Source organism: Enterobacter sp. SST3, assembly GCF_000286655.1.
Lineage (GTDB): Bacteria > Pseudomonadota > Gammaproteobacteria > Enterobacterales > Enterobacteriaceae > Enterobacter > Enterobacter roggenkampii.
The window spans coordinates 20,116-37,330 of the sequence record NZ_ALNS01000015.1 but is presented as its reverse complement, the minus strand read 5'-3'; the positions used below and the strand labels follow the sequence as shown (position 1 = coordinate 37,330).

General features: G+C 53.1%; 18 protein-coding genes and 1 pseudogene. 8 read left to right on the top strand and 11 right to left on the bottom strand.

Going from position 1 to position 17,215, the window contains the following annotated elements; genetic code table 11:
* Nucleotides 1–19 precede the first annotated feature (19 nt).
* The 8 genes and pseudogenes from B498_RS11685 to pspA all read right to left on the bottom strand — a co-directional run bounded on the left by B498_RS11685 (nucleotide 20) and on the right by pspA (nucleotide 6,492).
* Nucleotides 20–862, bottom strand: a complete 843-nt coding sequence (locus tag B498_RS11685; RefSeq protein WP_008501243.1) for a carbohydrate ABC transporter permease — start codon at nucleotides 860–862, stop codon at nucleotides 20–22.
* On the bottom strand, nucleotides 849–1,730 hold the full coding sequence (locus B498_RS11690) for a carbohydrate ABC transporter permease (protein ID WP_008501242.1): 882 nt from the start codon (nucleotides 1,728–1,730) through the stop codon (nucleotides 849–851). The genes B498_RS11685 and B498_RS11690 overlap by 14 nt, the downstream gene beginning before the upstream one ends.
* Nucleotides 1,731–1,752: 22 nt before the next feature.
* Nucleotides 1,753–3,045: pseudogene (locus tag B498_RS0121440) on the bottom strand (ABC transporter substrate-binding protein).
* 14 nt (nucleotides 3,046–3,059) lie between these two features.
* Complete coding sequence (locus B498_RS11695) at nucleotides 3,060–4,757, bottom strand: sugar phosphorylase (RefSeq protein WP_008501239.1); 1,698 nt, start codon at nucleotides 4,755–4,757, stop codon at nucleotides 3,060–3,062.
* A 196-nt stretch (nucleotides 4,758–4,953) separates the two neighbouring features.
* Complete coding sequence (pspD, locus tag B498_RS11700) at nucleotides 4,954–5,178, bottom strand: phage shock protein PspD (RefSeq protein WP_008501238.1); 225 nt, start codon at nucleotides 5,176–5,178, stop codon at nucleotides 4,954–4,956.
* Between the two features lie 12 nt (nucleotides 5,179–5,190).
* A complete protein-coding gene (gene pspC, locus B498_RS11705; RefSeq protein WP_008501237.1) occupies nucleotides 5,191–5,550 on the bottom strand; it encodes an envelope stress response membrane protein PspC in 360 nt (119 codons plus the stop codon).
* The gene (gene pspB, locus B498_RS11710) at nucleotides 5,550–5,774 is read right to left on the bottom strand and encodes an envelope stress response membrane protein PspB (protein ID WP_008501236.1); all 225 of its coding nucleotides are present in this window, start codon (nucleotides 5,772–5,774) and stop codon (nucleotides 5,550–5,552) included. The genes pspC and pspB overlap by 1 nt, the downstream gene beginning before the upstream one ends.
* Nucleotides 5,775–5,823: 49 nt before the next feature.
* On the bottom strand, nucleotides 5,824–6,492 hold the full coding sequence (gene pspA, locus B498_RS11715; protein ID WP_008501235.1) for a phage shock protein PspA: 669 nt from the start codon (nucleotides 6,490–6,492) through the stop codon (nucleotides 5,824–5,826).
* A 151-nt stretch (nucleotides 6,493–6,643) separates the two neighbouring features.
* Here pspA and pspF point away from each other — a divergent pair, with 151 nt between their 5' ends.
* Nucleotides 6,644–7,636: a phage shock protein operon transcriptional activator gene (gene pspF / locus B498_RS11720; RefSeq protein ID WP_192812205.1), complete on the top strand. Its 993-nt coding sequence runs from the start codon at nucleotides 6,644–6,646 to the stop codon at nucleotides 7,634–7,636.
* An 81-nt stretch (nucleotides 7,637–7,717) separates the two neighbouring features.
* Nucleotides 7,718–7,993: a hypothetical protein gene (locus B498_RS11725; protein ID WP_008501233.1), complete on the top strand. Its 276-nt coding sequence runs from the start codon at nucleotides 7,718–7,720 to the stop codon at nucleotides 7,991–7,993.
* Between the two features lie 62 nt (nucleotides 7,994–8,055).
* Here B498_RS11725 and B498_RS23105 read toward each other — a convergent pair whose 3' ends face one another.
* Complete coding sequence (locus tag B498_RS23105; protein WP_008501232.1) at nucleotides 8,056–8,604, bottom strand: hypothetical protein; 549 nt, start codon at nucleotides 8,602–8,604, stop codon at nucleotides 8,056–8,058.
* Nucleotides 8,605–8,981: 377 nt separating this feature from the next.
* Here B498_RS23105 and sapA point away from each other — a divergent pair, with 377 nt between their 5' ends.
* The 6 genes from sapA (at nucleotide 8,982) to B498_RS11755 (ending at nucleotide 15,351) form a co-directional block, all read left to right on the top strand.
* Complete coding sequence (sapA, locus tag B498_RS11730) at nucleotides 8,982–10,622, top strand: ABC transporter substrate-binding protein SapA (protein WP_008501231.1); 1,641 nt, start codon at nucleotides 8,982–8,984, stop codon at nucleotides 10,620–10,622.
* Nucleotides 10,619–11,584 (top strand): putrescine export ABC transporter permease SapB, encoded by a 966-nt coding sequence (gene sapB, locus B498_RS11735; protein ID WP_008501230.1) that lies wholly within the window; start codon nucleotides 10,619–10,621, stop codon nucleotides 11,582–11,584. The genes sapA and sapB overlap by 4 nt, the downstream gene beginning before the upstream one ends.
* Complete coding sequence (sapC, locus tag B498_RS11740; protein ID WP_008501229.1) at nucleotides 11,571–12,461, top strand: putrescine export ABC transporter permease SapC; 891 nt, start codon at nucleotides 11,571–11,573, stop codon at nucleotides 12,459–12,461. Before sapB ends, sapC begins: the two co-directional genes overlap by 14 nt.
* Nucleotides 12,461–13,453, top strand: a complete 993-nt coding sequence (gene sapD / locus B498_RS11745; RefSeq protein WP_008501228.1) for a putrescine export ABC transporter ATP-binding protein SapD — start codon at nucleotides 12,461–12,463, stop codon at nucleotides 13,451–13,453. Before sapC ends, sapD begins: the two co-directional genes overlap by 1 nt.
* Before the next feature lies 1 nt (nucleotide 13,454).
* Nucleotides 13,455–14,261, top strand: a complete 807-nt coding sequence (gene sapF / locus B498_RS11750) for a putrescine export ABC transporter ATP-binding protein SapF (RefSeq protein ID WP_008501227.1) — start codon at nucleotides 13,455–13,457, stop codon at nucleotides 14,259–14,261.
* A gap of 148 nt (nucleotides 14,262–14,409) precedes the next feature.
* On the top strand, nucleotides 14,410–15,351 hold the full coding sequence (locus B498_RS11755) for an ATP-grasp fold amidoligase family protein (protein ID WP_008501226.1): 942 nt from the start codon (nucleotides 14,410–14,412) through the stop codon (nucleotides 15,349–15,351).
* Here the strand turns inward: B498_RS11755 and B498_RS11760 are convergent.
* Together B498_RS11760 and B498_RS11765 are read right to left on the bottom strand one after the other, a co-directional pair.
* A complete protein-coding gene (locus B498_RS11760; RefSeq protein ID WP_008501225.1) occupies nucleotides 15,332–16,396 on the bottom strand; it encodes an ATP-binding protein in 1,065 nt (354 codons plus the stop codon). The two genes, B498_RS11755 and B498_RS11760, sit on opposite strands and share 20 nt — an antisense overlap.
* Nucleotides 16,393–17,097, bottom strand: coding sequence for a response regulator (locus tag B498_RS11765; RefSeq protein ID WP_008501224.1), 705 nt, complete (start codon nucleotides 17,095–17,097; stop codon nucleotides 16,393–16,395). The genes B498_RS11760 and B498_RS11765 overlap by 4 nt, the downstream gene beginning before the upstream one ends.
* Between the last annotated feature and the right edge of the window lie 118 nt (nucleotides 17,098–17,215).

The following is a 17,215-nucleotide window of genomic DNA, read 5'->3' as shown; positions in this document are numbered from 1 at the left end:
CTTGTTAAAATTGGCCGCCTCAGCCCTTCACGCCACCGGCGGTCAAACCACTTTTAATAAAACGTTCAGACAGGGCGTACATGATGACCACCGGAAGTGCCGTCACCAGAGATGCCGCCATCATGCGACCCCAGATATAATCGGGTGTGCTAAAGAGCGTATTCAGCCCGACCGGCAAGGTGAAGTTGCTGGCGCTGGACAGGAAAATGGACGCAAACAGATAGTCGTTCCACGCCACCATGAAGCAGTAGACAAACACCGATACGAGCCCGGATATCGCCAGCGGTACGGTAATACGGAAGATAATTTGCAGGCGGTTAAGGCCGTCCATCATTGCGGCTTCTTCTATTTCGTCCGGGATGGTGTCGAAGTAGCTGCGCAGCATGAACACCGCCGTCGGTAACGTCTGCGTCACCATGGTGATAATCAGCGCCAGCTCGGTGTCGTAGATCCCAAGCGCGGTGATGATTTTGAACAACGGCACCACCAGCAAGATGCCGGAGAACATGTAGACGGTGTAAAAACTCGCGTTGATCGTCGTGCGTCCCTTAAAACGCAGCTTGGACAAGGCGTAAGCGCCCAGCGTACCGAGAAACACGGCAATCACCGATGAGGTCAGCGACACCACCATGCTGTTTCGGAAGTAATCCACAAACGGGAAGATCAGCGGGTTAAAGATGTCGATGTAATGCTGCAGCGTCCACGCCTGCGGCAGAATGGTCGGGTGGAGCGAGATCGCCTCTTTGGCGCTCTTGAATGACGTCATCAGCATCACGAAGAACGGGAAGAGCGTGATGATCAGAAATACCGCCAGCCCGAGATAAAAACCAATACGGCTCAGTACGCGTTTATTTGTTGCCATTGAGGTTCACCCTTTTTCTGGTCAGCAGAATCACAGCGAAGATGATCACGAACAGCACCACGGAGATGGCCGCTGCTTTACCCAAGTCGTTGAAAGCGAATGCGGTTTTGTAGAGATAGACGCCCAGAATATCGACCTTCGTGGTCAGCAGGTAGACGTCAGCAAACATGTAGAACATCCAGATGGTGCGAAGCGTGACCACCGTGGCCAGCACCGGCATAATCGCGGGCAGCGTGACGATCCGAAAACGTTGCCAGGCATTCGCGCCGTCCATTTCCGCCGCTTCATACAGGGATTTATCAATCGTCTGTAAAATCGCCAGGAACGAGATAAACGCGTACGGGAAGTAACGCCAGATCGCGAACAGCACCACCAGTACGAAGCTGCTGTTCGGGTTGTCGAACCACAGCGGCGCCTGGTCATACAGATGCAACAGGTCTACGCCCAGATAGTTCACAATGCCGTAGCCGTTGTTGAACATGTATTTCCAGGCAAACACCAGCGAAATAGACGGCGTGACGTAGGATAAAATCACCAGTGAACGTGCCGTCTTACGCAGGCGAAACTCGCGATTAAAGAAGATGGCCACGGCCAGCCCCAGCACCGTGCTGCCAATCACCACCAGCGCGGTGTACCAGAAGGTCATCCACAGCGAGTGCCAGAAAGCGGCATCGCCGAGGATGCGAATGTAATTGTCCAGGCCGACAAACACGGCGCTAATGCGCGGATTGAGCGGCAAGCGTAAAAAACTGATTTCAATATTGGAAATCATTGGCCAGGCCACCAGGCCCCCCAGCAGAATCAGGCTGGGGGCCAACAGCAGCATGGCGAAAGGCATATCTGAACGACCAGAAAACAACGTCTTCATAATTTCCTTCCGCAGAGCGCTCCTATCGTTGTGTAATGAGATCAGTCAGTCGCTTCTGGCTGCTGCTTAACGTTGTGTTAAGTTCCTTCTGCCCCACCGTGACGTTATGCACCATGGAGCTGATAATGCCGGAGCCCGTCACGTCGCCCATGCGGGTGAAGTTTTTATCCCCAACCGCGCCAAACACCTGCACGTTCGGGAACTGTGCGATCAGCTCATATGGCAACTGCCCAAACGCTTTAATCACGTCGTTGTTTTTCCAGGTATCCGTGCCCACCACCCCTTTGTTTACCGGCAGCGCCGCGCCCGGCGACATCATGACCCAGTCCGTCGCGTTTTGAGCCTGTTCCATCCAGGTAACAAACTTCTCGGCCGCTTTGGTCTCCTCTTCGGTTTGTCCGGTGGTGATCGTCAGCGAGGTGATCATGCCGTACACCGCCGAAGAGTTTTCAGTCGGGACAACGAAGCCCAGGTTGGCAGGGTTTCCGTCCTTGTAGACGGCGGGCAGGATGTAGGTGGAGTAAACCGCCATCGGCGCAGAACCGTTCATGAAGGCGTCTTTGATCTCCATAACATCGTTCGAACCCGGCATGGTGGTCGCAGCCAGCGCTTTATAAAACGCCAGCGCTTTGGCCATTTCCGGGGTATCGATGTCGACATTCCCTTTTGCATCAAACACGTTCGCGCCACCGGAAAGGGCAAACTGAGAGAACGACTGTTCGGTCATCACGCTTTCCGCAGTCGGTAACGCGATGCCGTAATGTTTTTTAGCCGGGTCGTTCAGGCGCTGGCTGGCTTGAAGAAGCTGTTCCCAGTTATGCGGCTCCTCAATGCCCGCCGCGGCCAGCACATCTTTGTGGTACCACACGCCGGAGAGCCAGGCGCTGATCGGCACGCCCGTCCAGGCTGCGCCATCTTACGTGCGAACAACGCGCAAGATGCCGTCATAGAAGGTGTTTTCCCCCACCGCCTTAATTGCTTCAGCGATTGCGTCACGATCCAGAAGCTGTTCTTTATCCATCACTTTTGCATAGTCATGGCTGACCTCAATCACTTCAGGCAGCGCGCCGGTTCGCGCCAGCGTAATCACCTTGGTGTTGTAGGCATCCTCTTCTACCGGTACCTGTTTTATCGTGATGCCCGGGTTCTCTTTCTCGAATTTTTCGATCAGTTTCGTAATAACGGCCTGACGCTCCTGCTCTACCGACGAGTGCATAAACTCAATGGTGACAGAGGACGCTTTGTCATCCTTACAACCTGATAACAGGGCGCACGAAACCAGTGCTGATATCAGCACAATTCTGGGTATTTTCATGTTTAAGGTCCTTTTTAGTTTTCTTTAATCCACAATACCTGCCATGGATTTAGGATCAGAGTCGTGTCGGTAATATCTTTTCCGCTAATCAATTCCCTTCCCGAGTGAATATCGGACTCAATCGTTTGAGAATTATCACTGAAATTAAACAGCGCTGTTATTTTCTCACCACAATCCGCCACGCGGACAATTTTTAAAACATGCTTCCCTGACGTACTAAAATAAGCATCACTGTCAGGATGGAATGCTTTTTCCGCCCGGCGCAATACGATTAACTGACTTAACGCACTGTAAACCTGATAACGGAGACTATTTTTATCTTCAAGCGCGCAATCAATTTGACCCGCGGCATATTTCTCACGATTTATCGCACGGTTATATCCAAGACGCTCTACGCCATCATAATCATTACGGGAGCCGAGAATACTCTGAATATAAACTGCAGGCACGCCGGGGAAGCTTAACAGGACAGCGTGGGCCAGAATAAACCGGGCAATGCGTTCGCTATCATGACTTTCTCGCGTACTTAAGGCATCAAGATAGGTCACGTTAATTTCATACGGGCTTCGTGTGCCATCCGGGTTATTTTTCCAGTTAACCAACGCACCTTCGGTCTGGAGCTTTTCTACAAGCGAGAGGATCTCCGACTCCGGTAAAATTCCGCGCAATGGGTTAAGACCAATGCCGTCATGCGAGGCCAGGAAGTTGAACCAGGTGGTTTTGGTGGAAGGCAACGCCAGCGACGCAGCCCACTGGCTCAGCGTGCTGACATCCTGGCTGTGCACCGCATGTAGCACCAGCGGAGGCAACGAGAACTGATAAACCATCTGCGCTTCATTTTCGCCGTTACCGAAGTAAGAGACGTTATCTTTATGCGGAACGTTCGTCTCGGTGATAATCACCGTGCCGGGGGCAACCGCCTCGGTAATGGCGCGGAAAAGCTGGATGAGCTGGTGGGTTTGCTCAAGGTGAATGCAGCGCGTTCCCGGTATTTTCCACATGAATCCTACGGCATCCAGTCGAATATACCGCGCCCCTTCAATAAGGTAATGCAGCAGCACGTCGACCATCGCAATCAGTACCTGCGGAGAGGCGAAGTTGAGATCGATCTGGTCCTCACTGAAGGTGGTCCACAGATGTCGCACGCTGCCATCATGAAGTGTGAAAGGCGTGAGAAGCGGTAAGGCGCGCGGACGCGTCACCGCGGATAAATCTGTCTCGGGATCGACAGAAATGAAGAAATCATCATATCCCGGCATTTGCTTCAGATAATTAGCAAACCAGGCACTTTTGGCCGACATATGATTGCAGACGAAATCAAACATCAAACTGGTTGATTGTTTTAATTCAGCAACGTCTCGCCATGTTCCCGTTTCAGGCGCAACTTCATGATAATCAATTACAGAAAATCCATCGTCCGAAGACCACGGATAAAAAGGCAAAAGATGGACATGAGAAAAAGAATGCGAAAGCCATTTGTTATAAAAACGTGTAAAAACAGGGAGTGCTTTCTCCCCTTTCGCGGAAAACTGATCGGCATAGGTTATCAGAACGATATCTTTTTCATCCCAGCCCATTTTACGCCTTTCAGTAATAACAGAGGCGGCCTTTTCAATATTTTCCAGCAGCATATGAAGATGTGCTTCAGAAAACGTTTTTCCATAAACAAGATTAATGAGTGCTTTAATTTTTTCGTTCACTTGATTTTCCATGGTAGCGGTCCCACTGAGTGGCAATCTACTCCCATGAAAAATATCTGTCAACGGAGCGGGCAGGAGAAAAATGCGATTGCAAAGCAGCTCAGCGCAATATTGTGAGCTGCCGCAAAGAAAGCAGGTGAAATGATGAAGTGCGGGTAATCATCGCCAGCCCCTCTCCTGGAAGAGAAAGGGCTGCTGCGAGCGGAAACTACTGGGATAAGTAGCGGCGTGACAGCCGTTTCGCCACCTTTTGCAACAGCGGTTCGAGCGCCACGGCCAGTACCATTCTGACCGGCTTGCGGGCAACCGATTTAATCGCCCACCCCGCCACGCCGGCCGGACCAAAACGTAACGCGGTCATCAGGACCAGCTTACCTGCGATTTTCAGGCCGGGTTTTACCTTCTGACCGGCCTGTTGCCAGTGTTGTTTCATCTCTTTTCTCTCTTAAAGCTGACGGAAACGACTTCTCAGCGTAAAGGTATCGGATGTGACATAACGTTCCATTTCCCGTAACCGCTTCTCACCGGCGGCGAGTTGCGCATCCACAGCATTGAGGAGATCGCTGCTGGTGGGAGCGCCTTCCGCCGCCAGTTCTCCTTCCGGCATCGGGTCAAGCACAAACGACAACACGATGTACGCAACCAGGGTAATAAATGCCAGACCGAAGAAGATCGACAGCACCGTCACCACGCGTACCAGCTTAACCGGGACGTCAAGATAGTGAGCCAGCCCGGCGCAGACGCCACGCACCATGCCCTGCTGTGGAATTCGCCACAGCTTTTTGTTCAGATTCAGTCCAGACATTAACGGTCCCTCCAGTTTGGATGTTCAGCATCCAGAATGGCTTCCAGCGCCTGAATGCGTTCACGCATTTTGTTCGCCTCATCGGAGAGCTGTATCAGACGCTGTTGTTCACTCTGGGAAAGTTCGCCCCGTGAGGAACGGTTGCTGTAGTGCAGCCATAACCAAATCGGCAAAACGAACAGCACGAAAATCGTCAGGGGAATAGCCAGAAAAAGCGCGCTCATGTGTACTCCTTGTCTTACGATGCGGCACGTTCAGGTGCCGCAGGCATTATTATTGGTTGTCTTGCTTCATTTTGGCTTTCAGTGCCGCCAGCTGCTCGCTGATTTCATCATCGGCCTTGAGGTCAGCGAACTGTTGATCCAGGGACTTCTGCTTACCGATGCCGTGGCTTTCGGCTTCCGCTTCCATCTGGTCGATACGACGCTCAAACGATTCAAAACGGGCCATCGCTTCATCCAGCTTACCGCTGTCAAGCTGACGACGCACGTCGCGGGAGGAGCTTGCCGCCTGGTGACGCAGGGTCAGCGCCTGCTGACGCGCGCGGGTTTCGCTCAGCTTGTTTTCCAGCTCGCCAATCTCTTTCTTCATGCGGGTGAGCGTGTCATCCACCAGGGTCACTTCATGCTCGAGCGTCGCGACCAACTCTGCCAGCTTCTGTTTTTCGATCAGCGCCGCACGGGCCAGATCCTCTTTGTCTTTGCGCAGCGCGAGTTCTGCTTTTTCCTGCCATTCGTTCAGTTGAACGGTGGCCTGTTCAATACGACGCGTAAGCTGTTTTTTCTCAGCCAGCGCGCGGGCGGAGGTAGAGCGGACTTCAACCAGCGTGTCTTCCATCTCCTGAATCATCAGACGCACCAGCTTCTGCGGATCTTCCGCTTTCTCCAGCAGTGAGTTGATGTTGGCGTTCACGATGTCGGCAAAACGAGAAAAAATACCCATAATTGACTCCTCATAGTTCTGTTATCGGGCGAAGCCCTGCTGTACAGATAATACAAATCTCATGCCAACTTTTTATCTTATTGATTTAACAAGAACTGATTGATTTTTATGCAGTAAAGAATTATTCTTACCTGGTGAATATCGCTAAGGAGTGGTTAATTTCATCATGCCCGGATACAAAGACAATTTACTCGGCGAAGCAAACAGTTTTCTTGAGGTGCTGGAACAGGTGTCTCGCCTGGCGCCGCTCAACAAACCGGTGCTGATTATCGGCGAGCGGGGTACGGGTAAGGAACTCATCGCCAACCGTCTGCACTACTTATCCGGGCGCTGGGACGGCCCCTTCATTTCCCTTAACTGCGCGGCGCTGAATGAAAACCTGCTTGATACCGAGCTCTTCGGCCATGAAGCGGGCGCGTTTACCGGCGCCCAGAAGCGCCATCCGGGACGGTTTGAGCGCGCCGACGGCGGTACGCTGTTTCTTGATGAGCTGGCCACCGCGCCCATGCTGGTGCAGGAGAAACTGCTGCGCGTGATTGAGTACGGCGAGCTGGAGCGCGTCGGCGGTAGCCAGCCGCTCCAGGTGAACGTGCGCCTGGTGTGCGCCACGAATGCCAACCTGCCGGAGAGGGTGGCGGAGGAAACATTCCGTGCCGACCTGCTTGACCGCCTGGCCTTTGACGTCGTGCAGCTTCCTCCGCTGCGCGAGCGAATAAGCGACATTATGCTGCTTGCAGACCAGTTTGCGATTCAGATGTGCCGTGAGCTCGGACTGCCGCTGTTCCCCGGCTTCAGCGATTATGCACGGGAGACGCTGCTCGCGTACCACTGGCCGGGCAATATCCGCGAGCTGAAAAACGTCGTGGAGCGTTCCGTCTATCGCCACGGCAGCAGCGAGACGGAGCTGGACAACATCATTATCGATCCTTTTCAGCGCAGCGCCCCGTCCTTGCCCCCACCAGCATCTCCAGGCGACGCCCCTGCTCTTCCCCTTGATTTGCGCCAGTTCCAGCACGACCAGGAGAAACAGCTGATGGAGCAAAGCCTGAAGATGGCGAAATACAACCAGAAACGGGCGGCTGAACTGCTGGGTCTGACCTACCATCAGTTAAGGGCATTGCTCAAAAAGCATCAAATGCGATGACAGTGTCTATCACTTTAAAATTCACTTATTTTATGAAAAAAAAGCAATAGATGAATCAAGAAGAATAAGGATATTATTAAGATGGCTATTTTAGATTTTTTGATTTCTCTCGCATTCTGCTTAGGCGGTATTTTCTACATCTGGCATACAAGTAAAGCTCTGAGGACAGGAGTTTTTATTGGCTGGCTCAACGGAACCTATGAGAAGTATTATGTTTATTGCTCTAAACACCCCTGGAAATTCTATTTTAACCTTTTAACCATGGCGAGCGGTGGTTCGTTACTTTTAGCTGTCGGCATCATTTCACTTGATCAAAAAAACTTTATTTTCAAGACACTAAGCTCACTATTCCAGTGATGCGCTTGCTTCTGGGCACTCTTATTATTCATTATGTAGCTATCTCAGGACACTCTTTTGAATTAGTGAATTGCCTCATGGCTTATTATTTTACCGCCGTGAGCATTGACTTTTTTGACCACACGAATAGAGTCTGTGTAGAAAAAAGACGAAGCGTCATCCCACTGGCAGAATTCAATTTCACGCTTTAAGAATTCGTCATAATACACAACCCCAGCCTTGCAACGGCAATGTTTTCCGCATGAAGGTCCTGGGTAGTTCATCCTGAAAGGGTAAGTTCCGCTAACTGTTTGCGTTGCACTTGAAACGATGATTGCTTCAGTGCTTTCCCAGAGTGTGAAAGATACGACACCCACTACAAACACAAAACAAGCCAGGAAAAACTTAACGCGCTCCAGTTTACCCTCTTTGCTTTTGACGCGTGACGAAACGCGCCATGATGCAAAGGCACCTATAGCGACTGAAATCAAGATAATTGGCCAATAAACAGAACCTGGTTCTATCAAGTACGCATCGCTTGTATAGATGTCAAGCCGACACATCCCGTAAAACCATAATCCCAGGCAAAAGCATGCAAACACTTCGCGTTTGGCGGGTAGTCTGAATGCCATAATTTGTTTTACTTTAGTAAAAAATCATAATATATCAGACACATATTAGAATTAAAATGATATCGCACCTGGAATGTACCCTGCATTCCTGTCATTTTACCCAGCGAAGACGTAACTATACCGGCCGACTTTGCGAAACCCTGTCTGCCGGGTTAAATCCTTCGTTTATAGCGAGTCAGATACGCCACGAAAATGCTAAGATAGTCCATGAGGTATATTCAAAGTGGATTGCAGGTATGAACGTGCATCGGGTTGTGACGCTGAGTGACCGACTGCAAACGTTACTGCCCCCATTATGCCCTCAGGCTTAAACGATACTGGATAATGTCGTTTAAAATTAGTAGGATAGCCACTTCATATTTAATACCTTAAAAATTATGCGTCTGGTTTTATCGTCCTTTTTTGCACTTGGTCTGTTTAGCAGCCAGGCCTTTGCCGCGCCCGGGCAAACGCCGCAGCCTGACATTCGTGACAGCGGCTTCGTCTATTGCGTAAGCGGCCAGGTGGATACTTTCAACCCGCAAAAAGCGGGCAGCGGCCTGATTGTGGATACCCTTGCCGCGCAGCTTTACGATCGTCTGCTTGATGTAGACCCGTACACTTACCGTCTCGTGCCCGAGCTTGCGGAAAGCTGGGAAGTGCTGGATAACGGCGCAACCTACCGTTTTCACCTGCGCGATGATGTCGCGTTTCAGCGTACGCCGTGGTTTACCCCCTCGCGCAAGCTGAATGCGGATGACGTGGTCTTCACCTTCCAGCGTATCTTCAACCGCAATCACCCGTGGCATAACGTTAACGGCAGCAATTTCCCCTATTTCGACAGCCTGCAGTTTGCCGACACCGTGAAAAGCGTGCGCAAGCTGGATAACCGCACGGTTGAATTTACGCTGACGCGCCCGGATGCCTCATTCCTGTGGCATCTGGCAACCCACTATGCGTCCGTCATGTCGGCCGAATACGCGGCGAAGCTGACGAAAAAAGATCGTCAGGAACTGCTCGATCGTCAGCCGGTCGGCACCGGTCCGTTCCAGCTGGCCGAATACCGCGCCGGGCAATATATTCGTCTGCAGCGCCACGAACACTTCTGGCGCGGTACGCCGCTGATGCCGCAGGTGGTGGTCGATCTCGGCTCTGGCGGAACGGGACGTCTGTCAAAACTGCTCACCGGGGAATGTGACGTGCTTGCCTGGCCCGCGGCCAGCCAGCTCACGATTTTGCGCGACGATCCGCGCCTGCGTCTGACGCTACGCCCGGGGATGAACATCGCGTATCTGGCCTTTAACACCGATAAGCCGCCGTTGAATAACCCTGCCGTTCGTCACGCCCTTGCGCTGGCCATCAACAACCAGCGCCTGATGCAGTCGATTTATTACGGTACGGCGGAAACCGCCGCCTCAATTTTACCGCGCGCCTCGTGGGCCTACGACGGTGAGGCTAAAATTACGGAATACAATCCGGCAAAAGCACGTGAACAGCTGAAAGCGCTGGGCGCAGAAAACCTCACGCTGCAGCTTTGGGTGCCCACCAGCTCCCAGGCGTGGAACCCGAGCCCGCTCAAGACCGCCGAACTGCTGCAGGCGGATATGGCGCAGGTGGGCGTAAAAGTGATCATCGTACCGGTAGAGGGCCGTTTCCAGGAGGCGCGCCTGATGGACATGAATCATGATTTAACCCTCACCGGCTGGGCCACCGACAGCAACGACCCGGACAGCTTCTTCCGGCCGCTGCTGAGCTGTGCGGCGATAAACTCGCAGACCAACTACGCCCACTGGTGTAACCGGGAGTTTGACGCCGTGCTGCAAAAAGCGCTGGCTTCCCAACAGCTGGCCTCGCGCATCGACGCCTATGATGAAGCGCAGAAGATCTTAGCCCAGGAACTCCCGGTGCTGCCGCTGGCCTCTTCCCTGCGCCTTCAGGCGTATCGCTATGATATTAAAGGCCTGGTGCTGAGCCCGTTCGGCAACGCCTCGTTCGCCGGCGTATCGCGTGAAAAAGAACAAGAGGTGAAAAAACCATGATTATTTTTACCTTGCGTCGGCTCCTGTTGCTGCTGGTGACGCTCTTTTTCCTCAACTTTGTCGGCTTTAGCCTGAGTTATTTCACGCCCCACGCCCCGCTCCAGGGATCGTCGCTGTGGGATGCCTGGCTCTTCTGGTTTAACGGGCTGCTGCACTGGGATTTCGGCGTATCCAGCATTAACGGGCAGCTTATTTCTGAGCAGTTGAAAGAGGTTTTCCCGGCCACGATGGAGCTGTGCATTCTGGCCTTCGGGTTTGCCCTGATGGTCGGGATCCCCGTGGGCATGCTGGCCGGGATATATCGCAACAAATGGCAGGATAAGTTTATCAGCGCCCTCGCCCTGCTTGGCTTCTCCATCCCGGTCTTCTGGCTGGCGCTGCTGCTGACGCTTTTCTTCTCGCTGACAATGGGCTGGCTCCCGGTTTCTGGCCGTTTTGACCTGCTCTATACGGTTAAATCGGTGACGGGCTTTGCCATTATCGACGCGTGGCTGTCTGATTCCGTGTGGCGGCATGAGATGATCGTCAGCGCTCTGCGCCATATGGTGCTGCCGGTACTGACGCTGGCGGTTGCGCCAACAACCGAAGTGATCCGCCTGATGCGCCTGAGCACCATTGAGGTGTTTGACCAGAACTATGTCAAAGCCGCCGCCACGCGCGGACTGTCGCGCCTGACCATCCTGCGCCGCAACGTCCTGCACAACGCCCTTCCGCCGGTTATTCCGCGTCTGGGATTACAGTTCTCCACCATGCTCACGCTGGCCATGATCACCGAGATGGTCTTTAGCTGGCCTGGCCTCGGGCGGTGGCTGATTAACGCTATCCGCCAGCAGGACTACGCCGCGATTTCCGCAGGGGTGATGGTGATTGGTTCGCTGGTGATTATTGTTAACGTGTTGTCCGATATTCTGGGTGCCATGGCCAACCCATTGAAGCATAAGGAATGGTATGCCCTACGATAACGTATACAGTGAAAAGCGCACGCCCGGTGTGCTGCGTACCGTGTGGCGTAAATTCTATGGTGATACCACGGCAATGATCGGCCTTTATGGCTGCGCCGGTCTGGTGTTGCTCTGTGTCTTTGGATCCTGGTTTGCGCCTTATGGCATTGACCAGCAGTTCCTTGGCTATCAGCTGCTGCCGCCGTCCTGGTCCCGCTACGGAGAGGTCTCCTTCTTCCTGGGAACGGACGACCTCGGACGTGACGTGTTGAGCCGCCTGCTGAGCGGTGCAGCCCCGACGGTGGGCGGCGCGTTTGTGGTGACGTTCGCGGCCACGATCTGCGGGCTGGCGCTGGGTATTTTTGCGGGATCCACGCATGGCCTGCGCTCGGCGGTGCTTAACCACATTCTGGATACGCTGCTGTCGATTCCGTCTCTGCTGCTGGCGATCGTTGTGGTTGCCTTTGCCGGTCCGCACCTGTCGCATGCCATGTTCGCCGTCTGGCTGGCTATCCTGCCCCGCATCGTGCGCTCGGTTTACAGCATGGTGCATGACGAGCTGGAAAAAGAGTATGTCGTCGCTGCGCGTCTGGACGGCGCGACCACCTTCAATATCCTGTGGTTTGCCGTGCTGCCTAACATCGCGTCCGGGCTGGTCACCGAGATCACCCGCGCCCTGTCGATGGCGATTCTGGACATCGCGGCGCTCGGCTTCCTCGACCTCGGCGCGCAGCTGCCGTCGCCTGAATGGGGCGCGATGCTCGGTGACGCGCTGGAGTTAATTTACGTGGCTCCGTGGACGGTTATGCTGCCGGGTGCGGCCATTATGGTGAGCGTGCTGCTGATCAACCTGCTGGGCGACGGTATTCGCCGTGCAATTAACGCGGGGGTGCAATAATGCCGCTTCTTGATATTCGCAACCTCACCATTGAATTCAAAACCGGTGAAGGCTGGGTCAAAGCCGTCGATCGCATCAGCATCACCCTCGCGGAGGGTGAAATCCGCGGGCTGGTGGGTGAATCCGGCTCAGGCAAAAGCCTGATCGCCAAAGCCATCTGCGGCGTGGCGAAAGATAACTGGCGCGTCACCGCAGACCGTATGCGGTTTGATGATATCGACCTGCTGCGCCTCTCTCCCCGCGAGCGGCGTAAGCTGGTCGGGCACAACGTCTCCATGATTTTCCAGGAGCCGCAGTCCTGTCTCGACCCGTCCGAGCGCGTGGGCAAACAGCTGATGCAGAACATCCCCGGCTGGACCTATAAAGGCCGCTGGTGGCAACGCGTGGGCTGGCGCAAGCGTCGCGCCATTGAGCTTTTACACCGCGTCGGGATTAAAGATCACAAAGATGCGATGCGCAGCTTCCCGTATGAGCTGACCGACGGTGAATGTCAGAAAGTGATGATTGCCATCGCGCTGGCCAATCAGCCGCGTTTGCTGATTGCGGATGAACCGACGAACGCGATGGAGCCCACCACGCAGGCGCAAATTTTCCGCCTGCTGTCGCGTCTTAACCAGAACAACAACACCACCATTTTGCTGATCAGCCATGACCTGCAAATGCTCAGCAAATGGGCGGATAAAATTGACGTGATGTACTGCGGACAAACGGTCGAAACCGCGCCGAGTGAAGACCTGATCACCGCGCCGCACCACCCGTATACGCAGGCGCTAATCCGCGCTATTCCCGATTTTGGCAGCGCCATGCCGCATAAGAGCCGCCTGAATACCCTCCCCGGGGCGATTCCGCTGCTGGAATCGTTGCCGATAGGCTGTCGTCTGGGGCCGCGTTGTCCGTATGCTCAGCGTAAATGTATCGAGACGCCACGCCTGACCGGGGCCAAAAATCATCTTTACGCCTGTCATTTCCCGCTGAACATGGAGAGAGAGTGAAATGGTCGAAACCTTGCTGGAAGTCCGCAACCTGAGTAAGACCTTTCGCTACCGCACGGGGCTGTTTCATCGTCAAACTGTCGACGCGGTAAAACCGCTCAGCTTTACCCTGCGTGAAAAACAGACCCTGGCAATCATCGGCGAGAACGGTTCCGGGAAATCCACCCTGGCGAAAATGCTCGCCGGCATGGTTGAACCTACGGCTGGGGAAGTATTGATTGACGATCACCCTCTCACGTTCGGGGATTACTCTTTCCGCAGCCAGCGCATCCGCATGATCTTCCAGGATCCGTCGACCTCGCTCAACCCGCGCCAGCGCATTTCGCAGATCCTCGATTTTCCGCTGCGTCTGAACACCGACCTGGAGCCCGAGGCGCGCCGCAAGCGTATCTTCGAAACCCTGCGCATGGTTGGGCTGTTACCGGATCACGAAAGCTACTACCCACACATGCTGGCACCCGGCCAGAAACAGCGTCTGGGTCTGGCGCGTGCGTTGATTTTGCGCCCGAAAGTGATCATTGCTGACGAAGCGCTTGCCTCGCTGGATATGTCGATGCGTTCACAGCTGATTAACCTGATGCTGGAGTTGCAGGAAAAACAGGGCATCTCGTATATCTACGTCACCCAGCATCTGGGGATGATGAAGCACATCAGCGATCAGGTGATGGTTATGCACCAGGGTGAAGTGGTCGAACGCGGCAGCACGGCGGATGTGATGGCCTCCCCGCTTCACGAGCTGACAAAACGGCTGATAGCCGGGCATTTCGGTGAAGCATTGACGGCCGATGCGTGGCGCAAAGATCGGTAAACAAACGTTGCACCGCATAATAAGGATTAGATAGCCTTAACACGCTGTTTAATCCTTAACTTTTTCATCTCCATAGCTGCTCCATATTCTCAGCAAAATACATCAACAGTTCTTCTCCAGAATATCCGGACATTACGGAGGAGAAGAAATGAACAACGCCACTTACGTTCTCAAATATACCGAGTACCTCATCAGAAAATGTCGTTCATTTTTAATGACGGACCTGTACTTTCATACTGTGAGGCTCAAGAAAAAATCGGGGAAGCACCCTGACATTAAATCCCCCACGACGTTGAGTGAAAAAATATGTCATCGTCTGGTCTATGACCACAATAACGTCTATACCCTGCTTGCCGATAAACTCGCCGTTCGGGAATACGTAATCTCCAGAACAACGCGTGCGAAAACGGTGCCATTACTTGGCGTCTACAGTAAGGTGTCCCAGATTGATTTTTCGACGCTCCCTGAAAAATTTGTCCTTAAGTGCAACCATGACAGTGGCAGCACAATAATATGTACGAACAAAGCGCAATTTAACATCAGGGAAGCGTGTAAAAAACTCAGTCTCGCGTTAAAGAAAAATATGTACTACACCACGCGCGAATGGCAGTACAAAAACATTACGCCAAAAATACTTTGCGAACCGTTTGTCGATCTCTTCGATGATGCAGACAGGAACACAGCGCCCGAAATGCTAAGGTTCCATTGCTTTCATGGCGTTGCCCACTATGTTGAAGCGGATTTTACGGATGATAGCGGCAAAGGTTTCATCAACGTTTACGACAGGTACTGGAACTTACAACCCTTTCAGATGGAATATCCGAATACACCGTTGGCGCCAGGCGAACCGGCCTTGTTCCGACAAGCGTTGCTGGCATCCCAGGAGCTGGCGGATGGTATTGACTACTGCCGCGTTGACCTCATGCTAAAAAAAGATGAAATCTATTTCAGTGAAATAACCTTAAGCCCGAGACGCGGTAAACTGTCGATTACCCCGCAGGAATGGGATGATAAGCTAGGAAAAATATGGCATTTACCGCCGGCAGGCACATTTGACCTGCCGCTGACGCTCACGAGTCGGGCCAGGTGAGTTTAAATATCGAGTGGTTTTGCGTTGATAAGGTATAGGTAACATCGCCACCATGCGCCAGCATGATGGCTTTTACCACCGACAAGCCCAAACCACAGCCTTCCGGGTTCAACTGTCTGGCACCGTTATCGCGCTGAAAGGGCTGAAACAGGAAGTCATGAAACTCCCTGGGAATACCCGGCCCCCCATCCTGAATCAGGATAAAATTGCCTTTATCCGAAACACCATTTTTTACCGTGAGCTTGCGCGAAGTTGAATAATGTAAGGCATTGTCAAATAAAACGGTCAGACACTGATTGATGCGTAAGGGATCGAATACGCACTGCAGCTCCCTCAGTTCAGTATGGACGGTAAATGCCTTACGGTTGAACTCGGGCATGAAGGTATCGAGCGCGTCCTGTATTGTCCCTTTCAGATCCGTTCTGGCCTGGTATAACGTGTATCCTGCCCCGCCATCCGAACTGATAACCCGGAGATCTTCAATCAGACGGGTTAATCCTTCCGTCTGTTTGAGGAGGTTAGTAAACAGCACCGGGTCCGGGGTAAACACCCCGTCAACCAGCCCCTGAAGCCTTCCGCGTAAAATGGTGACCGGGGTTCTCAGTTCATGCGCAATCGCAGCATTCCAGGATTTCCGCTGGATATCCAGCGTTTGCAGCTTTTCTGCCATTTCATTGAAATCCGTAACCAGGTGATTGATCTCTCCCAGCCGGGAACTGGCACAGAATGCCCTGGCGTCCAGATCGCCCTGAGAAATTTTTTTCAGGCTGGACGCGACCGCGTTTAGCGGGGTGAGTATTCGCGATGAAAGTTTGACCGTAAAGAATACGGCAATGATCAGGCTGATCGTTGTCGCGGTCCCAATCCATACCCAGTCCCACATCGTCATCTGCTCGTCATCGCCCGCAGCAGGGCCGCCGGGAAGATGATCCAGAATAAAGGAGTAAAAAAACCAGGAGCCCAGTATGGCGATGGCAATTATCGTAAACGTCAGCAACAGCATATACGTTAAGATCTGACGACTCAGGACAGACTCTTTATTCATTTCTTTTCCCCAAGCCGGTAACCCATGCCCCTGATGCTCTCGGGAACGCCATAAAGACCGGCCAGCTCCAGTTTTTTTCGCAGCTTGCTCATATGGCTGTCGACGGTTCTGTCGAGCGTATCGCCTTCCGGCAAACACGCGTTGAGCAACTCTTCACGGGAACAGACCTTGCGCGGATACCGCACCAGGTAAGAAAGCAACTTAAATTCGGTCGTCGTTAAGACCGGGGAGATAACCTCAGGCCCCGCAGTAACCTCCACGTAGAAATCATCCGGATAGACCGTAATGAATGGCGTTCTGAGCGGCAGGGCCCCCGCCTGCTGAAGCGCAGGCTTTGTTCTACGCAGCACCGCCTCAACCCGCGCGACAACTTCCGAAGGGTTGAAGGGTTTGATGACGTAATCATCCGCGCCGAGCCTCAGACCCATAAGTTTATCGACGTCCTGATCGAGAGCGGAAACCATAATGACGGGGACAGCGCTTTCATGGCGAAGCGTGGTAAGCACGCTCCAGCCGTCACACACGGGCAGGTGAATGTCCAGCAAGATGAGATCCGGTTTATGGAGGCGATTGAGCGTTATCGCCTGCTCGCCCTGCCTGGCCCTGAGCGTTTTCATTCCCGAACGCTCTAAGTAGCTCATCAGTATATCGGCGATTTCGTCTTCATCTTCAACAACAAGGATAAGCGTATTTTTGTTCATATTATCTCCGCGGGTGAAATCCCTTTAAGCACGCTATCAGATATCTTGAGCACAATAAGACACAGCCTCCGGGAAAAAGTGCCGTAGTCACGAAAATTTCCCGGTTGATTTAAATGCC

Coding starts and splice junctions, on each gene's coding strand:
- sapB (WP_008501230.1), top strand. CDS start 10,619: ATGATTATTTTTACCTTGCGTCGGCTCCTGTTGCTGCTGGTGACGCTC.
- B498_RS11695 (WP_008501239.1), bottom strand. CDS start 4,757: ATGGAAAATCAAGTGAACGAAAAAATTAAAGCACTCATTAATCTTGTT.
- sapD (WP_008501228.1), top strand. CDS start 12,461: ATGCCGCTTCTTGATATTCGCAACCTCACCATTGAATTCAAAACCGGT.
- sapA (WP_008501231.1), top strand. CDS start 8,982: ATGCGTCTGGTTTTATCGTCCTTTTTTGCACTTGGTCTGTTTAGCAGC.
- sapC (WP_008501229.1), top strand. CDS start 11,571: ATGCCCTACGATAACGTATACAGTGAAAAGCGCACGCCCGGTGTGCTG.
- B498_RS11755 (WP_008501226.1), top strand. CDS start 14,410: ATGAACAACGCCACTTACGTTCTCAAATATACCGAGTACCTCATCAGA.
- sapF (WP_008501227.1), top strand. CDS start 13,455: ATGGTCGAAACCTTGCTGGAAGTCCGCAACCTGAGTAAGACCTTTCGC.
- B498_RS11685 (WP_008501243.1), bottom strand. CDS start 862: ATGGCAACAAATAAACGCGTACTGAGCCGTATTGGTTTTTATCTCGGG.
- B498_RS23105 (WP_008501232.1), bottom strand. CDS start 8,604: ATGGCATTCAGACTACCCGCCAAACGCGAAGTGTTTGCATGCTTTTGC.
- B498_RS11765 (WP_008501224.1), bottom strand. CDS start 17,097: ATGAACAAAAATACGCTTATCCTTGTTGTTGAAGATGAAGACGAAATC.
- B498_RS11760 (WP_008501225.1), bottom strand. CDS start 16,396: ATGAATAAAGAGTCTGTCCTGAGTCGTCAGATCTTAACGTATATGCTG.
- pspC (WP_008501237.1), bottom strand. CDS start 5,550: ATGTCTGGACTGAATCTGAACAAAAAGCTGTGGCGAATTCCACAGCAG.
- pspA (WP_008501235.1), bottom strand. CDS start 6,492: ATGGGTATTTTTTCTCGTTTTGCCGACATCGTGAACGCCAACATCAAC.
- B498_RS11690 (WP_008501242.1), bottom strand. CDS start 1,730: ATGAAGACGTTGTTTTCTGGTCGTTCAGATATGCCTTTCGCCATGCTG.
- pspB (WP_008501236.1), bottom strand. CDS start 5,774: ATGAGCGCGCTTTTTCTGGCTATTCCCCTGACGATTTTCGTGCTGTTC.
- pspD (WP_008501238.1), bottom strand. CDS start 5,178: ATGAAACAACACTGGCAACAGGCCGGTCAGAAGGTAAAACCCGGCCTG.
- B498_RS11725 (WP_008501233.1), top strand. CDS start 7,718: ATGGCTATTTTAGATTTTTTGATTTCTCTCGCATTCTGCTTAGGCGGT.